Below are 16,539 nucleotides of genomic sequence, written 5' to 3' on the forward strand. Positions count from 1 at the left end.
CGCATGACTTCCTCGCCCAGCCCGAAGCCCGCCACCACCCCGGGCGACGACGCATCGCCCCGCAGCGGCCGGCGCAAGGTCCTGCTCGCCGCCCCCCGCGGCTACTGCGCGGGCGTGGACCGCGCCGTGATCGCCGTGGAGCAGGCCCTGGAGCAGTACGGCGCCCCCGTTTACGTGCGTCACGAGATCGTCCACAACAAGTACGTCGTCAAGACCCTGGAGCGGAAGGGCGCGATCTTCGTCGAAGAGACCGAAGAGGTGCCCGAGGGCAACATCGTCATCTTCTCCGCCCACGGCGTGGCGCCCGTCGTCCACGACGAGGCCAAGCGCGGCAAGCTCGCCACCATCGACGCCACCTGCCCCCTCGTCACCAAGGTCCACAAGGAAGCCGTCCGCTACGCCAAGGAGGACTACGACATCCTCCTGATCGGCCACGAGGGCCACGAAGAGGTCATCGGCACCAGCGGCGAGGCCCCCGAGCACATCACCCTGGTCGACGGCCCCGAGGACGTCGCCAACGTCGAGGTCCGCGACCCGGACCGGGTCGTCTGGCTCTCCCAGACCACCCTGTCGGTCGACGAGACCATGGAGACCGTGGACGCCCTCAAGGGCCGCTACCCCAACCTCCTCTCGCCGCCCAGCGACGACATCTGCTACGCCACCCAGAACCGCCAGACCGCGGTCAAGCAGATGGGCGCGGAGGCCGACCTCGTCATCGTCGTCGGCTCCAAGAACTCCTCGAACTCCGTACGCCTCGTCGAGGTGGCGCTGGGCGCCGGCGCGAGCGCCTCGCACCTCGTCGACGGCGCCGACGAGATCGACGAGGCCTGGCTGGAGGGCGTGGACACGGTCGGCGTCACCTCCGGTGCCTCGGTCCCCGAGGTCCTCGTCCACGGCGTCCTGGACTGGCTCGCCGAGCGCGGCTACGAGGACGTCGAGACCCTCACGGCCGCCGAGGAGTCCATCGCCTTCTCGCTGCCCAAGGAGCTGCGCCGCGACCTGCGCGCCGAGGCGAAGGCCGCCACCGAGGGCTGACCGGGCCCCCTGCCGCCGTGCTTCCGGGACCGGGCGTGTGCCCATCCCGGGGGCGCGCCGCCCCGTCGGCGCCTAGCCTTTTCCCATGAAGGTCTTCGGTGTGGACATCGGCGGATCGGGCATCAAAGGCGCCCCGGTCGATCTGGAACGCGGCGATCTCACGGACGAGCGCCACAAGGTACTGACCCCGCATCCGGCCACCCCGGAAGCGGTCGCGGACGGCGTCCGAGAGGTCGTGGACCACTTCGGCTGGTCCGGACCGGTCGGCGCGACCTTCCCCGGAGTGGTCACCGACGGGACGACCCGTACCGCGGCGAATGTCGACAAGAGCTGGATCGGCACGGACGCCGGCGCGCTGCTCACCCGCGCACTGGGCGGCGAGGCCGGCGGCCGCCCCGTCACCCTCCTCAACGACGCGGACGCCGCCGGCCTGGCCGAGATGCGCTACGGCGCGGGCCGCGGCCGGGCCGGCACCGTCATCCTGCTCACCCTCGGCACCGGCATCGGCAGCGCCGTCTTCACCGACGGCCGCCTCGTGCCCAATACGGAGCTGGGCCATCTGGAGCTGCACGGGCACGACGCCGAGAAGCGCGCCTCCACCAAGGCCAAGGAGGACGAGTCGCTCAGCTGGCAGCACTGGGCGCACCGGGTCCAGAAGTACCTCGCCCACGTGGAGATGCTCTTCTCGCCCGAGCTGTTCGTGATCGGCGGCGGGGTCAGCCGCAAGGCGGAGAAGTTCCTGCCGCTGATCGAGGGCATCAGTGCCGAGATCGTGCCGGCTCAGCTTCAGAACAACGCGGGGATTGTGGGGGCCGCGATGGCTGCGCACGCCGTTCGGGCTGGCGGGCCACCTGCCGTGGACGGTTCCCCGGCCGCGGGCGCTCCCGGTTCGCCGGCCGCGCCGTCGGCCGGCCCGGCTGCCCGTGCGGTGCGCTCCGCGGTCGATTCGCCGGTCGGCTGGCCCGACGGCGGGCGATGATCAGCACCCGGCGCACCAGCGCGAGCAGCGCGCAGATCAGCGTGCCCGCGTAGAGCCAGCCGGCGCTCAGCGCGAGGACGGTGAACAGGCCCATCAGCAGGCCCTCGAAGCCGTCCCCGCCGTGCTGGATCGGCAGCGCGCCGAGGGTGAACGCGATCGGCAGCGTGACCGGCGCGCAGACCAGGTCGTAGGGCCGCACCCACACCGCCGCGGCGATGCCCACGAGCAGATAGCACACGCCGTACGCGCCCGGCGCGCCGTCCAGCAGCAGACGGTCCAGGAAGGCGAACCCCAGCAGCGCCAGCGTCGCCAGCAGCCAGCAGCCCAGACCGGTGAGCCGGGCGGCCGGCAGCCGGCCCGGGCGGCCGGGCGGCGGGGTGGGCACAGGCCGGGGGCGGCCCCGGTGGACGGCCGAGGATTCGGGCGGCGACGGGGCGGGGGCCCCGGCCACGGCCGGGCGGGCGGGGGCCCACGCGGTCCCGGCCGACGCGCGCCCGCGCGCGGAGGCGGGCACCGAGGCGAACCCGGAGGCCCGCATCGCGGAGAGAAAGGCGTCGTCGGGGTCGGGTGCCACGGCCTCCGCGGGGCGCGGGAGCCGGGCGTCGGAGTCCACGGGCGGCCGAGCGGACCGCGGCGGACTGTACTGGGGCGTGCGCGCTTCGTGTTGCTCCACCCGGCCACGGTAGGCCGCTAAGTGGGATTAACCGGTTACGGGACACGCGCTTTGGCCGAGCTTGCGGCCGAGTTCGCGACCGGCGGCGCGGAGCGGGGGTGCGGCCGGTCCCGGTGGCGGCCACGCGTGCCCGCCCGCCCCGTAGACTGGTGGATCGGCCCTCCAGGGATCACCTCCCGGGGCGGCTGCCCACCCCACCACCTCCCCTTCGGAAGTCGAGTCGCCACCGTGTCGCTCACGATCGGAATCGTCGGTCTGCCGAATGTCGGCAAGTCGACCATGTTCAACGCCCTGACCAAGAACGACGTGCTGGCGGCCAACTACCCGTTCGCCACCATCGAGCCGAACGTCGGCGTCGTCGGCGTGCCCGACCCGCGCCTGGCCACCCTGGCCGGGATCTTCTCCTCGCAGAAGGTCCTGCCGGCCACGGTCGACTTCGTGGACATCGCGGGCATCGTCCGCGGCGCCTCCGAGGGCGAGGGCCTGGGCAACAAGTTCCTCGCGAACATCCGCGAGTCCGACGCGATCTGCCAGGTCATCCGCGCCTTCAAGGACGAGAACGTCGTCCACGTCGACGGCAAGATCTCGCCCCGGGACGACATCGAGACGATCAACACCGAGCTGATCCTCGCCGACCTCCAGACGATCGAGAAGGTCCTGCCCCGCCTCCAGAAGGAGTCGCGGATCAAGAAGGACGTGGCGCCGAAGGTCAAGGCGGTCGAGGCGGCCAAGGAGATCCTGGAGCGGGGCGACACCCTCTTCTCGGCGGGCATCGTCCAGGGCTCCGGCAAGGAGGAGCTCCTCCACGACCTCCACCTCCTCACCACCAAGCCCTTCCTCTACGTCTTCAACGTCGACGAGGACGAGCTGACCGACGAGGACTTCAAGAACGAGCAGCGCGCCCTGGTCGCCCCCGCCGAGGCGATCTTCCTCAACGCCAAGCTGGAGGCCGACCTCGCCGAGCTCGACGAGGACGAGGCCCTGGAACTCCTCCAGTCCGTCGGCCAGGACCAGCCCGGCCTCGCCACTCTCGCCCACGTCGGCTTCGACACCCTCGGCCTGCAGACCTACCTGACGGCCGGCCCCAAGGAAACCCGCGCCTGGACCATCAAGAAGGGCGCCACCGCCCCCGAGGCCGCCGGAGTCATCCACACCGACTTCCAGAAGGGCTTCATCAAGGCCGAGGTCATCTCCTTCACCGACCTGGTCGAAACCGGCTCCGTAACCGAAGCCCGCGCCGCCGGCAAGGCCCGCATGGAGGGCAAGGAATATGTGATGCAGGACGGGGATGTGGTGGAGTTCCGGTTCAACGTCTGAACTCCACCACGTCGCTGATGTGGTGGAGTGCAGCCCGAAAGTACAAGTGACTGATGAAGTCGGGATGACCTCGGTCCGGCCTCATCAGCCTTGCCTGCCATCTGTGATGGTGCACGAAGGAACCAAACCGTCCCCCTGGGGTCTGCGTCACTGTCAGCGGCGGGGCGCCTGCCGGGAGCGCCGACTACGAGCGGCCGGTGCGCCTTGCCGTCAGCACGAGTTGTGACGCCGACTCATCCTCAGCCCCGCTGGCCCACGTTTCTCGTAGCATATGAGAAGTTCAAACGCGTGGTCGTGACTGGGGGCAGGGATGAGCAAGAGCAGGCAGGCAATGCCGCTGGAAGTCCGACACGTTCGCGATGCGTTGAAGCGCGAGTTCGATCCGCTGATCTCGCTCGCTGACTACGAGAAACGTCAGCCGTCGGAACGTGAGAGTGCCTTCAACTCGCGTGCGTTGTCAGCCAGAGCGGCTCGCATGCTCACGGACTGTACGTCCGAGGAAGCTGCCGAGTCGGTGATCGACGGCCGGGACGACTTCGGTATCGACGCCGTCGCCTTCTCCGCCTCCGCTCCTGAACTGTGGCTGATCCAGGCCAAATGGAGCGACAAAGGCAAGGCCGGCTTCGACACGAGTGCCGCACACAAGCTGGTGCACGGCCTGAAGAAGCTCGACAACCGGGACTTCGATCAGTTCAACGAACGGTTCCGCCGTCTCGCTGACCGTGTGCGGTCAGTGCTTGACGTGCCTACCTGCAAGGTGGTCCTCGTCATCGCTGTCATGGGCGAAGGACACCTGTCTACGGAGACTGAGGCCATACTCGTCGAAGCGGCTGAGGAGTTCGGCGGCTACACACGCTCCATCGAGCACCGGGTTTTGAACCAGACGGACTTCCACCGTGCTGTCCGCGAGGACCTCACCCCAGAGCCGATCACCCTCACCGCCACCATGACGCAGGGCTGGCATTCCCGGGAAACCCCATTTCAGGCGTATTCGGGGCTGGTGGCGGCCGACGAACTCGCTCAGTGGTACGCCGACAACGGGGAGCGGTTGTACGACCGCAACGTTCGCAGATCGCTGGGCCTAACCGGAGTCAACCAGACACTCGTCGAGAGTCTGATCCGGGATCCGCAGGGCTTCTGGTACCGCCATAACGGCATCACGGTTCAGTGCGACAAGATCGAGCCTCATTTCTTCGCCAAGCAAAAACCCAGTGAGCCCGTCAAGCTGGTCCTCGAGAACGCAAGCGTCGTCAACGGTGCGCAGACCGTCAGTTCTGCCCACCGGGCGTTCCAGCAGAACGAAGAAGCGGTGGGAGAGGCGTATGTCACCGTCCGGATCATCTCAGTTTCCGGTGCCCCGGAGGGGTTCGCGGGCGAGATCACCGAGGCGACTAACACGCAGAACCACATGGAGCGGTCGGACTTCATCGCGATCAAGCCAGTACAGAGTCTGATCCGTGAGGACTTCCGACTCTCTCTTGACAAGGACTACGTATTCAAGCGCGGTGAGATCGAGCCGTCGCCGGCGTTCGGATGTTCGGTCCGCGAGGCCGCCACCGCCCTTGCCTGCGCTCACCCGGACCCGGCTCTGGCGGTACGGGTGAAGGGCTCAGCCGACGCGCTCTGGGAGGATGGTCCTGGAGGCATCTACACCCGGCTGTTCGGACGCAGGCCGAGCGCTTTTCAGATCTGGCGTAGCGTCCTACTTATGCGGCGGGTGCGGGAGTCCTTGCACGAGGTCCGCTCCACGCTCACCGGACGGGCGGGTTCGATCGCTGACAGCGGTGCTCTGCTGGTGGCGCACATGGTCGCCCAGCAGGTCGGCTCAGAGGGAATCGACGAACCAGACTCAGGTTGGGAGTCCTCTCTGGAGGACGTACCGGCGCGAGTCGGGGCAACGCTTGCCCAGCTGATTCCGCTGGTGAACCACCTTTTTGGTGGCGGAAGTTACATCACCAGCACCTTCGCCAGCGAGGAACGCTCCCGAAAACTGGTCGCCGCCGTCCTTCAAGCGCTTTCCGACGGTACGGATGCCGGGGACCTCGCTGCGTACCAGCAGCGGGACGACTCGAAGCCGCCTAGGCGCCCCAATACCGTGACCCTACTCATCGACCATGACCGTATTCCAGCCGGTACCAGGCTGATGTACCACCCCAGCGCGACGGAGGAACAGGCCATCGGGGACTGGCTGAACGCTGACCCGCGCCGGGCCTACGCGACCTGGGTCAACGACCGGCGCAAGCCGTTGCTCTGGGAGGCTGACGGGAGCCGTTACTCGCCAAGCGGCCTGGTCACGCATATCTGGCAGCAGGCCGAGTGGCGCGAGGCGTGGAGCGCGGTCCAGGGGCCAAAACAGTGGGGTGTGCTGGGCGAGGATGGAACGCTTGTTGACCTTGCAGAGCAGCTCTGGCAGCGGCTCCTGACGGAGTCCTTGCCTGAGGAGGAACAGTTCGAGTCGCTCCAATAAGGCAGCTTCCGGCAACGCCCGACATAGTGACGCGTGTCGGCGAACCAGTTCCGCCTCGGCCTCCTCTCGATTCGGCATACGGTGGGCGAGGCGCTAGCGAGGAGCGCGTGGGGCTCTGCGCGAGCATCGGTGACTTTGATACGCAAAGTGCACGGGCCTCAACGTGAATCGGAAGTCGAAGTCCCGTCCGACGACGCGTGAGCTGACCCGCGCGGCCGCCCCCCTCTTGTCCCCGATGCCGAACTTCTCCAGGATGTTTCAGGCCCCTTCTGCGAACCGGGGCCGAGCCGTGTGCCGCGAGATGCGCGGCATCGTCTCGCCTGGTGAACGACGGAGCAGCTTCATGTCGCGGCCCTCGACCCAGGCGTTCCAGGATTTGAGGTAGTAGAGCAGGTGCTCCCGTGAGTCGTCGCGCCTGCGCTGGGTCTTGCCGGCCGCCAGGTTCAGCAGCGTATTGCGCAAAGTCAGCCGCGGGTCACCGATGCGCAGCCCCGCACCGGTGACCAGGGCCTCGTGCCAGGGGAGCTGATCGAGCTCGGGACGGGCGTCGGTGGTCGCGTACCAGCCGACCGAGGCGGCCGTCACGGTGATGCGGAAAGCCTTGTTCATCGGGATTGCCGCCCGGACAGCGTCCCGCATACCGGGGTGCTGGTCGAGGACGGTGAGCAGCAGATCGTTACTGACGGCGGCGCTCTGCCCGCTCCACGCGGAGTCCGGGGCGGTCAGATAGAGATGCAGTCCGCGCAGGGCCGCTGCCAGGTGAGTACTGTGCTCCTCGCCCGCGAGGGCCAGCGCGTCGCGCCCGCTGCGCTTGCGGCCGGTGTCCATCACGGTGAACGCGGACTGCGCCACCCCGCGTGTCACCACGCACTGCACGGGGACGCCCGCCTTCGCCACAGCCTCCAACCGGTGCTGGCCGTCGATCAGTGCGCCGTGGTCGTCGAAGGCGATGCCCTGGTGCGTGAGCTGCCACTCGCCGCGCTCGATCTGCTGGGTGAGCTGCTGGACGAACGCTTTGCTCAGCGGGCGGTTCTTGCTGTTGAGAAGCAGCCAGTCGCGGGCCAGCTCGGGCGTGATCACTTCTACGTTGCTCTGCATGACGTCCCCTCCATTGCCATCACCGACAGCACTCGTCGATAGCAACGATGACAGCATCGCCTGAAAGCATTGTCAAACGACATTCTGTCGTGCTGTACTGTTCGTGCGTGTTCGATGAAGACGAAGGGGGCTGCTGATGGCCGCACCGACCACGGTGAGTACCTCCGACATCGCCCGTATCGCGGACGTCGGCCGCGCGACCGTGACCAACTGGCGGCGCCGCCACTCCGATTTCCCCGCTCCCACGGGCGGTACGGAATCACGCCCCACGTTCACGCTGGAGGATGTGGAGGGGTGGCTGGCCGAGCATGGCCGCCTACCGCAGTTCACCGAGCAGCAGCAGTTGTGGCGTGAGCTGCTGCGAGAGGCCGAGGGGTCGGGGCTGACTGAAGCGATGGCCCGGGCCGCGCTCTTCCTCGCCTTCCTGGAACGTGAAGGTCACACCTCACGGGAGACGCGTTACGTTTACTATGCCGAAGGGCCGGACCTGGACGACGAGGGTCTCGGTGACGGCATGCTCGACGAGATCGGCAGAGCACTTCAGGACATGCCTGAGCCGCTCGCCCTACTGCGTTCCGCGTCGCTGATGCGTGAGCTTGCGGCTGCCGCGACACGGCAGACGCCGGACGAAGTCCTGTCGGACCTGCTCGACCGCTACGCGAGCGAGTCGCGAAGACGCGGGCCGGGGACCCCGGCGGCGGTGGCCCACTTCATGGCGACACTGGCCAAGGCCGCCTCGCCGGACGACGCGCTGAGCGCCGTACTCGACCCGGCATGCGGGACGGGGGACTTGCTGGAGGTGGCCCGGATCCAGGGAGCCACGCAGCTTGACGGCCAGGACCGGGAGCTGCATTTGGCCCAGTTGGCCGCGTCCCGGCTCTCCCTCCGGCTGGGCGGGAAAGGGCACTGCTCTGTCGACGCCGAGGACGCTCTCGCCCGATCCCGGCATACGGGTGGGGAGTTCGACGCGGTCCTGTGCAATCCCCCGTACAACGAACGTGACTGGGGCGCGGACGAGTTGGCGTACGACTCCCGCTGGGAGTACGGCCTGCCGTCCCGGTCCGAGTCTGAGCTCGCCTGGGTGCAGCACTGCCTGTCGCGGGTGCGGCCGGGGGGTGTGGTGGTCATGCTGTTGCCGCCGTCCGTCGCCTCCCGGAGTTCGGGGCGGCGGATCCGGGCGGCGCTCGTACGGCACGGCGCGCTGTGCGCTGTGCTGGCGCTGCCTGCCGGGGCCGCTCCGCCGGCGCACATCGGGCTGCATCTGTGGGTGCTGCGAAGGCCGAGAGGGGGCAACGGCGCAGAGGCCAGCCATGTGTTGTTCATGAATTGCAAGTCGTTGCCGGACATGAACAGCCGTGGCGGGCGCCCCTCCGTCACCTACCGAGAGCTGCTTGCAGCGCCTGAGAAGTGCCCTGCCATGCCAGGTGTGTACCGTGCCGTTCCGATCACGGATCTGCTCGACGACACAGTCGACCTCACGCCCGCGCCGCGACTCGCGGGGGAGCGGGACCTGCCGCCGGTAGCCGACCTCCGCCGTACCCTGAGCGGCCGTCGAGACAGCCTCGGCTCCGTGCTGTCGCAGGCATCGGCACTCGCCCCGAGCGACGATTGGGGAGTCTCCCGGACGGGCGGGCCATGGACGATGGCCCCGCTCGCCGATCTGATTCGTACGGGGGCGCTGACTCTGCTCAGACCCAAGGCGACGGGCGCCAACGGGGATTTGGGCGGCGACGATCCGGTCCTTACGGCTGCGGATGTGAATGAGGGGCGCTCCCCATCCGGGCGCGGTCCGGCAGGGGACGAGGACGCGGTGCGGATCAGGGCCGGAGACGTGATCATCCCCGGGACCCTGCTGTCCGCGGACAGGACCGTCGCGCGGGTTACGGACGATACCGACGCGGGGGCGCTGCTCGGCAGGAACCTGCACCTGCTGCGCCCGGACGAGGCGCGGCTCGACCTGTGGTTCCTGGCCGGTTTCCTCGCCGACCCGGCCAATGTGCAGCGGGCGAGCCAGGGGACGTCGATCGTTCGAGTGGACCCGCGCAGGCTCCAAGTTCCCTTGCTGCCGCTTGAGGAGCAGCAGACATACGGGGCGGCGTTCCGGCGGCTGCACACCTTTACGACGGCTCTGCGTCGGGCTGCGCTCCAGGGTGAGGAGACGGCCGGGAAGTTGCGGGCCGCGCTCACAGCAGGCGCTTTGCGGCCACCGCCACCGGCCTGAACCCGTGCGGGCCTCCCCGCACACACGACACACTGACCGCATACGTACCGCACTGAAGTATTCGCCGCCCCGGCGGCCCGGAAGGACAACGGTGGAGCAGGACCACAGCAGGCACTCAGAGATGATCAACTTCATCTGGAAAGTCGCCGACTTGTTGCGCGGCGACTTCCGGGCGCATGACTACGGGAAGATCATTCTTCCGTTCACGGTGCTGAGGCGACTGGATTGTGTGCTGGAACCGACGAAGGCCGAAGTGCTTGCGGAGGTCGAGGAACTGGAGGAGCGCGGACGCAAGCAGGCATACCGGGAGATGAGGCTCCGCGAAGTTGCGGGGCACGGTTTCTACAACACGAGTAATCTCACCTTCGAGTGCATCGGCCGGGACCACTCGCAGGCAAAGACACTGCTGAAGTCGTACTACGGCGCCTTCTCCGAGAACGCTCGGGAGATCCTCGACCGGTACAACTTCGATCAGCACATCTCCGATCTTCAGGCGAGGGGGCTGCTGTATCAGGTCATCGGCGAATTCGCCAAGATCGATCTGCGGCTGCCGAAGGGGCCGGACGACAAGGACGGCATCGACAACCACCAGATGGGCTACATCTTCGAGGAGCTCATCCGGAAGTTCTCCGAGGACAACCCCGCCGGTGAGCACTTCACGCCCCGCGAGGTGGTCCGGTTGATGGTGAACCTGCTGCTGGCCCCGGATGAGGGGACGCTGGGTGCGGGCAAGACGCGGACGGTCCTCGACCCGGCCTGCGGGACGGGCGGCATCCTCAGCGAGACTGAGGACCACATCAAGCGCAAGGCTCCGCATACGACCGTCGGGCTGTACGGGCAGGAACTGAACCCCGAGTCGCACGCCATCTGCCAGTCCGACCTGCTGATCAAAGGGCAGGAACCGGACAACATCAAGTCCGGGAACTCCTTCACCCAGGACGGCCACAAGGACCAGAAGTTCGACTACTTGGTCGCGAACCCGCCGTTCGGAGTGGAGTGGAAGAAGGTCAAGCAGGAAGTGGAACGCTTCGCCAGAAACGGAGATCGTTTCCACGCCGGACTGCCAAGGATCAGCGACGGTTCCTTCCTCTTCCTCCAGCACATGATTTCGAAGATGAAGCCGGCGCATCCTGACGGGAAGGGCGGCTTCGAGGGCGGAAGCCGTATCGCGATCGTCTTCAACGGGTCGCCGTTGTTCAGCGGTGGGGCAGGATCCGGCGAGTCCGACATCCGGCGGTGGATCCTGGAGGAAGAGGACCTGCTGGAGGCCATTGTGGCGCTGCCGGACCAGCTCTTCTACAACACCGGAATCTCCACCTACTTCTGGATCCTGTCGAACAGGAAACGCCGGAGCCTCAAGGACAAGGTCATTCTGCTCGACGCGCGAGGCCAGTGGACGAAGATGCGGAAGTCGCTCGGGGACAAGCGCAAGGTCATCTCCGATGCTCAGATCGCGGCGGTGACGGACATGTACATGGAGGCGGTGGCTGCCGCGGCCGACGAGGAGCAGTTGCTTCCGGAGAACGCGAAGATCCTTGAAACGAAGGAGTTCGGTTACCAGCGGATCACCGTGGAGCGGCCGTTGAAACTGCGCTTCGAGGTCACGGAGGAGACGCTGACTGCACTCCGGGCTTCGGCTGCGATCGACAGGGCAGTCGATGCGGGGGCGTTCGCGGATGCGCTGAAGTCGCTGGTGGGCGAGCGATGGGCGACAAAAACGGAGGTGTGGGACGCGATTCGTCAGGCGATGGTGCCGGCGGGCCTGATGATGCCGACGGGCAAGCCCTTCCAGAAGGCGCTACGGGATGTGGTGGGAGTGCGCGATCCCGAGGGCGAGAAGCAGTACATCAAGAAGGGCGACTCGCACCCGCACCCGGAACCGGACCCTGACCTTCGTGACTACGAGAACGTGCCGCTGGAGGAGGACATCGACGCGTACATGAAGCGTGAGGTTTTGGAACACGTGCCGGAGGCGTGGGTGGATCACACGAAGACGAAGATCGGCTACGAGATTCCGTTCACGCGGCAGTTTTATGTGTATGAGCCGCCGAGGCCGTTGGAGACGATCGACGCGGAGCTGGCCGCGCTGGAGATCGAGATCCAGCGGCTGCTCGGGGAGGTGACGAAGTGAAAGGAGCCTTTGGGAACCTCCCCGAGAACTGGCAGCTGACTCGTGTAGATCGGGTCGCCTCGGTCAATGCCCGCATTGGGTGGAAGGCGCTAACAGCTGCCGAGTACCAGGAAGAGGGATATGCCTTTTTGGCCACGCCCAACATCAAAGCTGCCGAGATCGACTTCGGGGAAGTCAACTTCATCTCCGAGTTCCGGTACGAGGAGTCACCGGACCTGAAGCTTGCTGTCGGGGACGTACTTTTGGCCAAGGACGGCAACACTCTTGGCATCGTAAACATCGTTCGCGACCTGCCTCGGATGGCTACTGTCAATGGATCCATTGCGGTTCTTCGCTCACACGGCATTGACCCCAACTTCCTGCGCTATGTAATCGCGAGTGATATCACGCAGAGTGCAATCTGTGCAGTTAAAGACGGCATGGGTGTGCCGCACTTGTTTCAGCGGGATATCAATAGGCTTGCTGTGCCGCTTCCGCCGTTTGAGGAACAGCGTCGGATCTCAGACTTCCTCGACGCGGAGATCAATAGAATCAACCATGTGATCAATAGGCGAAACCGCCAACTTGCACTTCTCGGTGAGCTTGAGATTGCCTCAGTTATCCATGCGGTTCGGGGGGCCGGCCAGCCGGGAGAGCGAAAGGAGAGTGGACTCGCCTGGTTGGGGTCGGTCCCCGATGTTTGGGCAGTCGCCGCAGTTTCGCACCACTACGAGGTGCTCCTGGGGAAAATGCTGAACCAAGAAAGAGTGGACGGTGAGCACCTGCGGCCGTACCTTCGAAATACGAACGTTCAGTGGGATCGCATCGCAACACATGACTTGCTCCGAATGAATTTCCCTCCTGACGAAAGGAATCGCTATGAGGTACGTGCTGGGGATCTTCTGATTTGCGAGGGTGGAGAACCGGGACGTTCCGCTATCTGGCAGGGCGAGGTAGGGGAGATCTACTATCAGAAGGCTTTGCATCGGGCGCGTCCGAGGAGTGAAAGCTCGGTTCGCTGGCTCTACTACTGCATGCGGGCTGCTACCGCGCTTAATGTGTTCGCGGTGGAAGGGAACACCACAACTATCGCTCACCTCACTGGAGAGCAGCTGCGCGTTCTTCGATTCCCGTTCCCGCCTCGTGAGGTTCAAGATCAAACTACCTCTCGGTTGGATAAAAAGGTTGGATCATTGCGCGACCTTGCGAGCAGGGTGAGGGAGCAGCTGGCCCTGCTCGCCGAGCGCCGGAGCGCCCTGATCGCCGCCGCAGTAACCGGCCAAATCGACGTAACCACCGCACGGGGGGTGCGAGTTCCGTGATTCACAGCAATCCGTTTAGCAACAAGGGCTCGAAAGGACCCCAGCACAAGGTCCACCACGAAGAGGCGTTCCGCGTCGCGATCATCAACCAGCTCCTCGCCCACGGCTGGAAGATGGGCCTCAACTCCGACTACCGCCGCGACCTCGCCCTCGACACCGCACAGGTCTTCGCCTTCATCGGCGCCACCCAGAACAAAGCATGGCTGAACTACGCCGGCTACTACGACAACGACCCCGACACCGCCCAGCGTGCGTTCGCCGAGCACCTCGCCAAGTGGATCGACAAGAGGGGCACCCTCCAGACCCTCCGCCAAGGAGTCAAGGCGCACGGCATCCACTTCGACCTCGCCTACTTCAAGCCGTCACAGACGATCGACCCCGGCGCCCTCACCTCGTACAGCAAGAACCGGCTCACCGTCGTCCGTGATCTCGTCTACGCCACCCGCAGTGCGGCGGGCGGCGCGACCAGCAAGGACGAGGGCAACAAGCCCGACCTCACCCTCTTCGTCAACGGCATCCCCGTCGCCACCGCAGAGTTGAAGAATCCGCTCACCGGTACCGGTACCGCCGAGGCCATGCGTCAGTACCGGACGACCCGGGACCACCGGGAGCCGCTCCTCGCCAAGCGCGCCCTCGCGCACTTCGCTGTCGATCCGGACGCTGTGTTCCTCACCACCCAGTTGAAGGGCAAGGACACCGTCTTTCTGCCCTTCAACACAGGTTCCGACGGCCCCGGAAACCGCGGCGGTGCCGGAAACCCGACGATCCCCGACGAGGCTCCCGTCGGCACGTATCGGACCTCGTACCTCTGGGAACAGATCTGGCACCCGGACACCTGGCTGGACCTGCTGGAGCGGTACGTTCACCAGAGCACGGAGAAGAAGGATGACGGCAGCACCGTCAAGAAGCTGATCTTCCCGCGCTTCCACCAGTGGCATGCCGTGAGGGAGTTGACCGCACACGCCGCGCGTAAGGGGGCGGGGCACAACTACCTGGTCATGCACTCCGCCGGGTCCGGCAAGTCGAACACCATCGCCTGGCTCGCCCACCGGCTCTCCGACCTGCACGACGCAGGCCACGAGTCGGTTTTCGACAAGGTGCTGGTGATCACCGACCGCACGGTCCTGGACGATCAGCTACAGGAAACCATAGGGGACTTCCAGCAGACCAACGGCCTGGTCCTCGGGATTGGAGGCAAGGGCGGCTCGAAGTCGTCGCAGCTGGCGGATGCGCTTGCCCAGGAGACGGCGAAGATCCTCATCGTCACCCTCCAGACCTTCCCCGCGCTGCTCGCTTATCTGCGCAAGTCGCCCATCGAGATACGCGGCAGTCGCTTCGCGATCATCGTCGACGAAGCGCACTCCTCCCAGTCGGGCGAAGCCGCCACCGACGTCAAGAAAGCCCTGCGCGATCTCGGCCTCGACGCCGACGACGAAGAGACCGGAGCCATGGAGGCGGAAGCGGAAGCGTCGGAGCCCACCGCCGACGAACTGCTCGCCGCGTCCGCCCGCGCCCGCGGGCAGAGTGCGAACCTTTCCTACTTCGCCTTCACCGCCACCCCCAAGCACAAGACGCTGAAGCTCTTCGGCACCAAGAACCCGCTCACCGGCCTTTACGAGCCCTTCCACACCTATTCGATGCGGCAGGCGATCGAAGAGAAGTTCATCCTCGACCCGTTGTGCCAGTACGTGAGGTACGAGACGTACTGGCAGATGGTCAACGAGGACCCGCACGAGGCGGAACGCGAGGTCGACAAGACAAAGGCCAACGCACTGCTCGCCCTGACCGCGCACGGTCACACCGAGACCGCCGTGCAGCGGGCCAGGGTGATCGCGGAGCACTTCATGGCTCACACCCGCAGGCGGCTGGGAGGGCGGGCCAAGGCCATGGTGGTGTGCCGTTCGCGGTACGGCGCGCTCCAGCTGTACCGGCAGATCGTCAAGTACTTCGACGACAACGGCTATCCGGACCCCGGGGTACTGGTCGCCTTCTCCGGCTCTCTCAAGGAGGGAGAGGAGGAGGTCACCGAGGCGAAGCTCAACGGCTTCTCGGAGGGCGAGCTGCGCAAGAGGTTCGCGTACACCGCGGCTGACGACAAAAAGGGCACGTCGGCCAGGAGCTGGCGCGAGTACCGGATCTTGGTGGTCGCGGACAAGTACCAGACAGGCTTCGACCAGCCGCTGCTGACCACGATGTACGTCGACAAGAAGCTGAAGGGTGTCGCCGCTGTGCAGACGCTCTCCCGCCTCAACCGCACGCATCCTCTCAAGGACCAGCAGGATCTTTGCGTCCTGGACTTCGCGAATGACGCGCACGACATCCAGAGCGAGTTCCGGCCGTTCTTCGAAGAAGCCCAGACCATGCCCACCGACCCGAACCTAATCTATGACGCGCAGCATCAAGTCATGGATGCGCCGATCCTGCTGGTCGACGAGATGCAGTCGTTCGTGGTGGCGTACCTCAGGGCACAGGACGTGGCGGCCGGGGACGGTACCCGCTGGGGGAAGCTGCACGCGGAGCTCTACCGGCACACCGACCCCGCCCGCGACAGGTTCATCGCGCTCAGGGACAGCGAAGTGCCGGCCGAGCACGAAAGCGCCGAGCAGTTCCGGGCCGACCTCGCCGACTATGTGCGCAAGTACAGCTTCCTTGCGCAGATCGTGCCGTACATCGACATCGACCTGGAGCGCCTGCACCTCTTCGGGCAGCATCTGCTGCGCAGGCTGCCCCCGCGAGAGGGGGGTGGGGTGGACATCGGGGAAACCCGGCTCGAGGCTGTGCGCCTGGAAAGGGTTGGGGAGGTCAACGTGAGCCTGACTGCCGAGGGCGCGGTCGAACTGAAGGGCTTCGGTAGTGGTGCCGGTGGGGCGGCTGAGCCCGACAAATCGCCGCTGGCCAAGGTGATCGACCAGTTCAACGAGCGGTTCGGTACGGACTTCACCGAGGACGACTTCATCGTGCCACTGCGGGCGGTGATGGCCGACGAGAAGGTGCGGCGGTCCGCCTCGCAGGACGACGAGGACGGATTCAAGCACGTCATCGACCCGGTACTGGACGCCGAGATGGTGAAGCACATCGACTCGGTGCGCGAGTTGGGGGATCACTACTTCCACGACGACCGGGATCACCGGGAGTCGATCAAGCGCGACCTGCGGCGGCACGCCTTCCGCATGCTGCGCCGCGAGCTGGGCATGGACGACGCGGCCTGAACCCGCCGCGGGCAGCGCGGGCCGTCCACGGCAACTCCCCGTAACCGTGGACGGTTCACGGCGACACGCGCCACACTGGGCACACATGATCACGGGGCACGGGGAGGA

The 16,539-nt window shown here is 66.2% G+C and carries 9 protein-coding genes and 1 pseudogene; 8 read left to right on the plus strand and 2 right to left on the minus strand.

Features of this window, described 5'->3' with window-relative positions; all coding sequences use genetic code 11:
• Positions 1-3 precede the first annotated feature (3 nt).
• Together ACQP17_RS23445 and ppgK are read left to right on the plus strand one after the other, a co-directional pair.
• Complete coding sequence (locus ACQP17_RS23445; RefSeq protein ID WP_433858051.1) at positions 4-1,035, plus strand: 4-hydroxy-3-methylbut-2-enyl diphosphate reductase; 1,032 nt, start codon at positions 4-6, stop codon at positions 1,033-1,035.
• Between the two features lie 85 nt (positions 1,036-1,120).
• Positions 1,121-2,014 carry a polyphosphate--glucose phosphotransferase gene (gene ppgK, locus ACQP17_RS23450; protein WP_433858052.1) on the plus strand — a complete coding sequence of 298 codons (894 nt, stop codon included), beginning with the start codon at positions 1,121-1,123 and terminating at the stop codon, positions 2,012-2,014.
• Positions 2,015-2,027: 13 nt separating this feature from the next.
• Here ppgK and ACQP17_RS23455 read toward each other — a convergent pair.
• Positions 2,028-2,552, minus strand: a pseudogene (locus ACQP17_RS23455) (DUF6542 domain-containing protein); the annotation flags it as partial.
• 363 nt (positions 2,553-2,915) lie between these two features.
• On the opposite strand from ACQP17_RS23455, the gene ychF reads away from it, so the two are divergent.
• On the plus strand, positions 2,916-4,004 hold the full coding sequence (ychF, locus tag ACQP17_RS23460; RefSeq protein ID WP_433858053.1) for a redox-regulated ATPase YchF: 1,089 nt from the start codon (positions 2,916-2,918) through the stop codon (positions 4,002-4,004).
• 310 nt (positions 4,005-4,314) lie between these two features.
• Positions 4,315-6,471: an AIPR family protein gene (locus ACQP17_RS23465; RefSeq protein WP_433858054.1), complete on the plus strand. Its 2,157-nt coding sequence runs from the start codon at positions 4,315-4,317 to the stop codon at positions 6,469-6,471.
• Positions 6,472-6,729: 258 nt separating this feature from the next.
• Here ACQP17_RS23465 and ACQP17_RS23470 read toward each other — a convergent pair whose 3' ends face one another.
• Entirely contained in the window at positions 6,730-7,569 is an 840-nt protein-coding gene (locus ACQP17_RS23470) for a hypothetical protein (RefSeq protein ID WP_433858055.1), read from the minus strand.
• Between the two features lie 136 nt (positions 7,570-7,705).
• On the opposite strand from ACQP17_RS23470, the gene ACQP17_RS23475 reads away from it, so the two are divergent.
• The 4 genes from ACQP17_RS23475 to ACQP17_RS23490 all read left to right on the plus strand — a co-directional run bounded on the left by ACQP17_RS23475 (position 7,706) and on the right by ACQP17_RS23490 (position 16,431).
• Positions 7,706-9,790 (plus strand): N-6 DNA methylase, encoded by a 2,085-nt coding sequence (locus ACQP17_RS23475; RefSeq protein ID WP_433858056.1) that lies wholly within the window; start codon positions 7,706-7,708, stop codon positions 9,788-9,790.
• A 121-nt stretch (positions 9,791-9,911) separates the two neighbouring features.
• Positions 9,912-11,921: a type I restriction-modification system subunit M gene (locus ACQP17_RS23480; RefSeq protein ID WP_433858057.1), complete on the plus strand. Its 2,010-nt coding sequence runs from the start codon at positions 9,912-9,914 to the stop codon at positions 11,919-11,921.
• A complete protein-coding gene (locus ACQP17_RS23485) occupies positions 11,918-13,222 on the plus strand; it encodes a restriction endonuclease subunit S (RefSeq protein ID WP_433858058.1) in 1,305 nt (434 codons plus the stop codon). Before ACQP17_RS23480 ends, ACQP17_RS23485 begins: the two co-directional genes overlap by 4 nt.
• A complete protein-coding gene (locus ACQP17_RS23490) occupies positions 13,219-16,431 on the plus strand; it encodes a type I restriction endonuclease subunit R (protein WP_433858059.1) in 3,213 nt (1,070 codons plus the stop codon). Before ACQP17_RS23485 ends, ACQP17_RS23490 begins: the two co-directional genes overlap by 4 nt.
• The last annotated feature ends 108 nt before the right edge of the window (positions 16,432-16,539 follow it).

The sequence above is a fragment of the Streptomyces kronopolitis genome, assembly GCF_050953795.1.
GTDB lineage: Bacteria > Actinomycetota > Actinomycetes > Streptomycetales > Streptomycetaceae > Streptomyces > Streptomyces kronopolitis_A.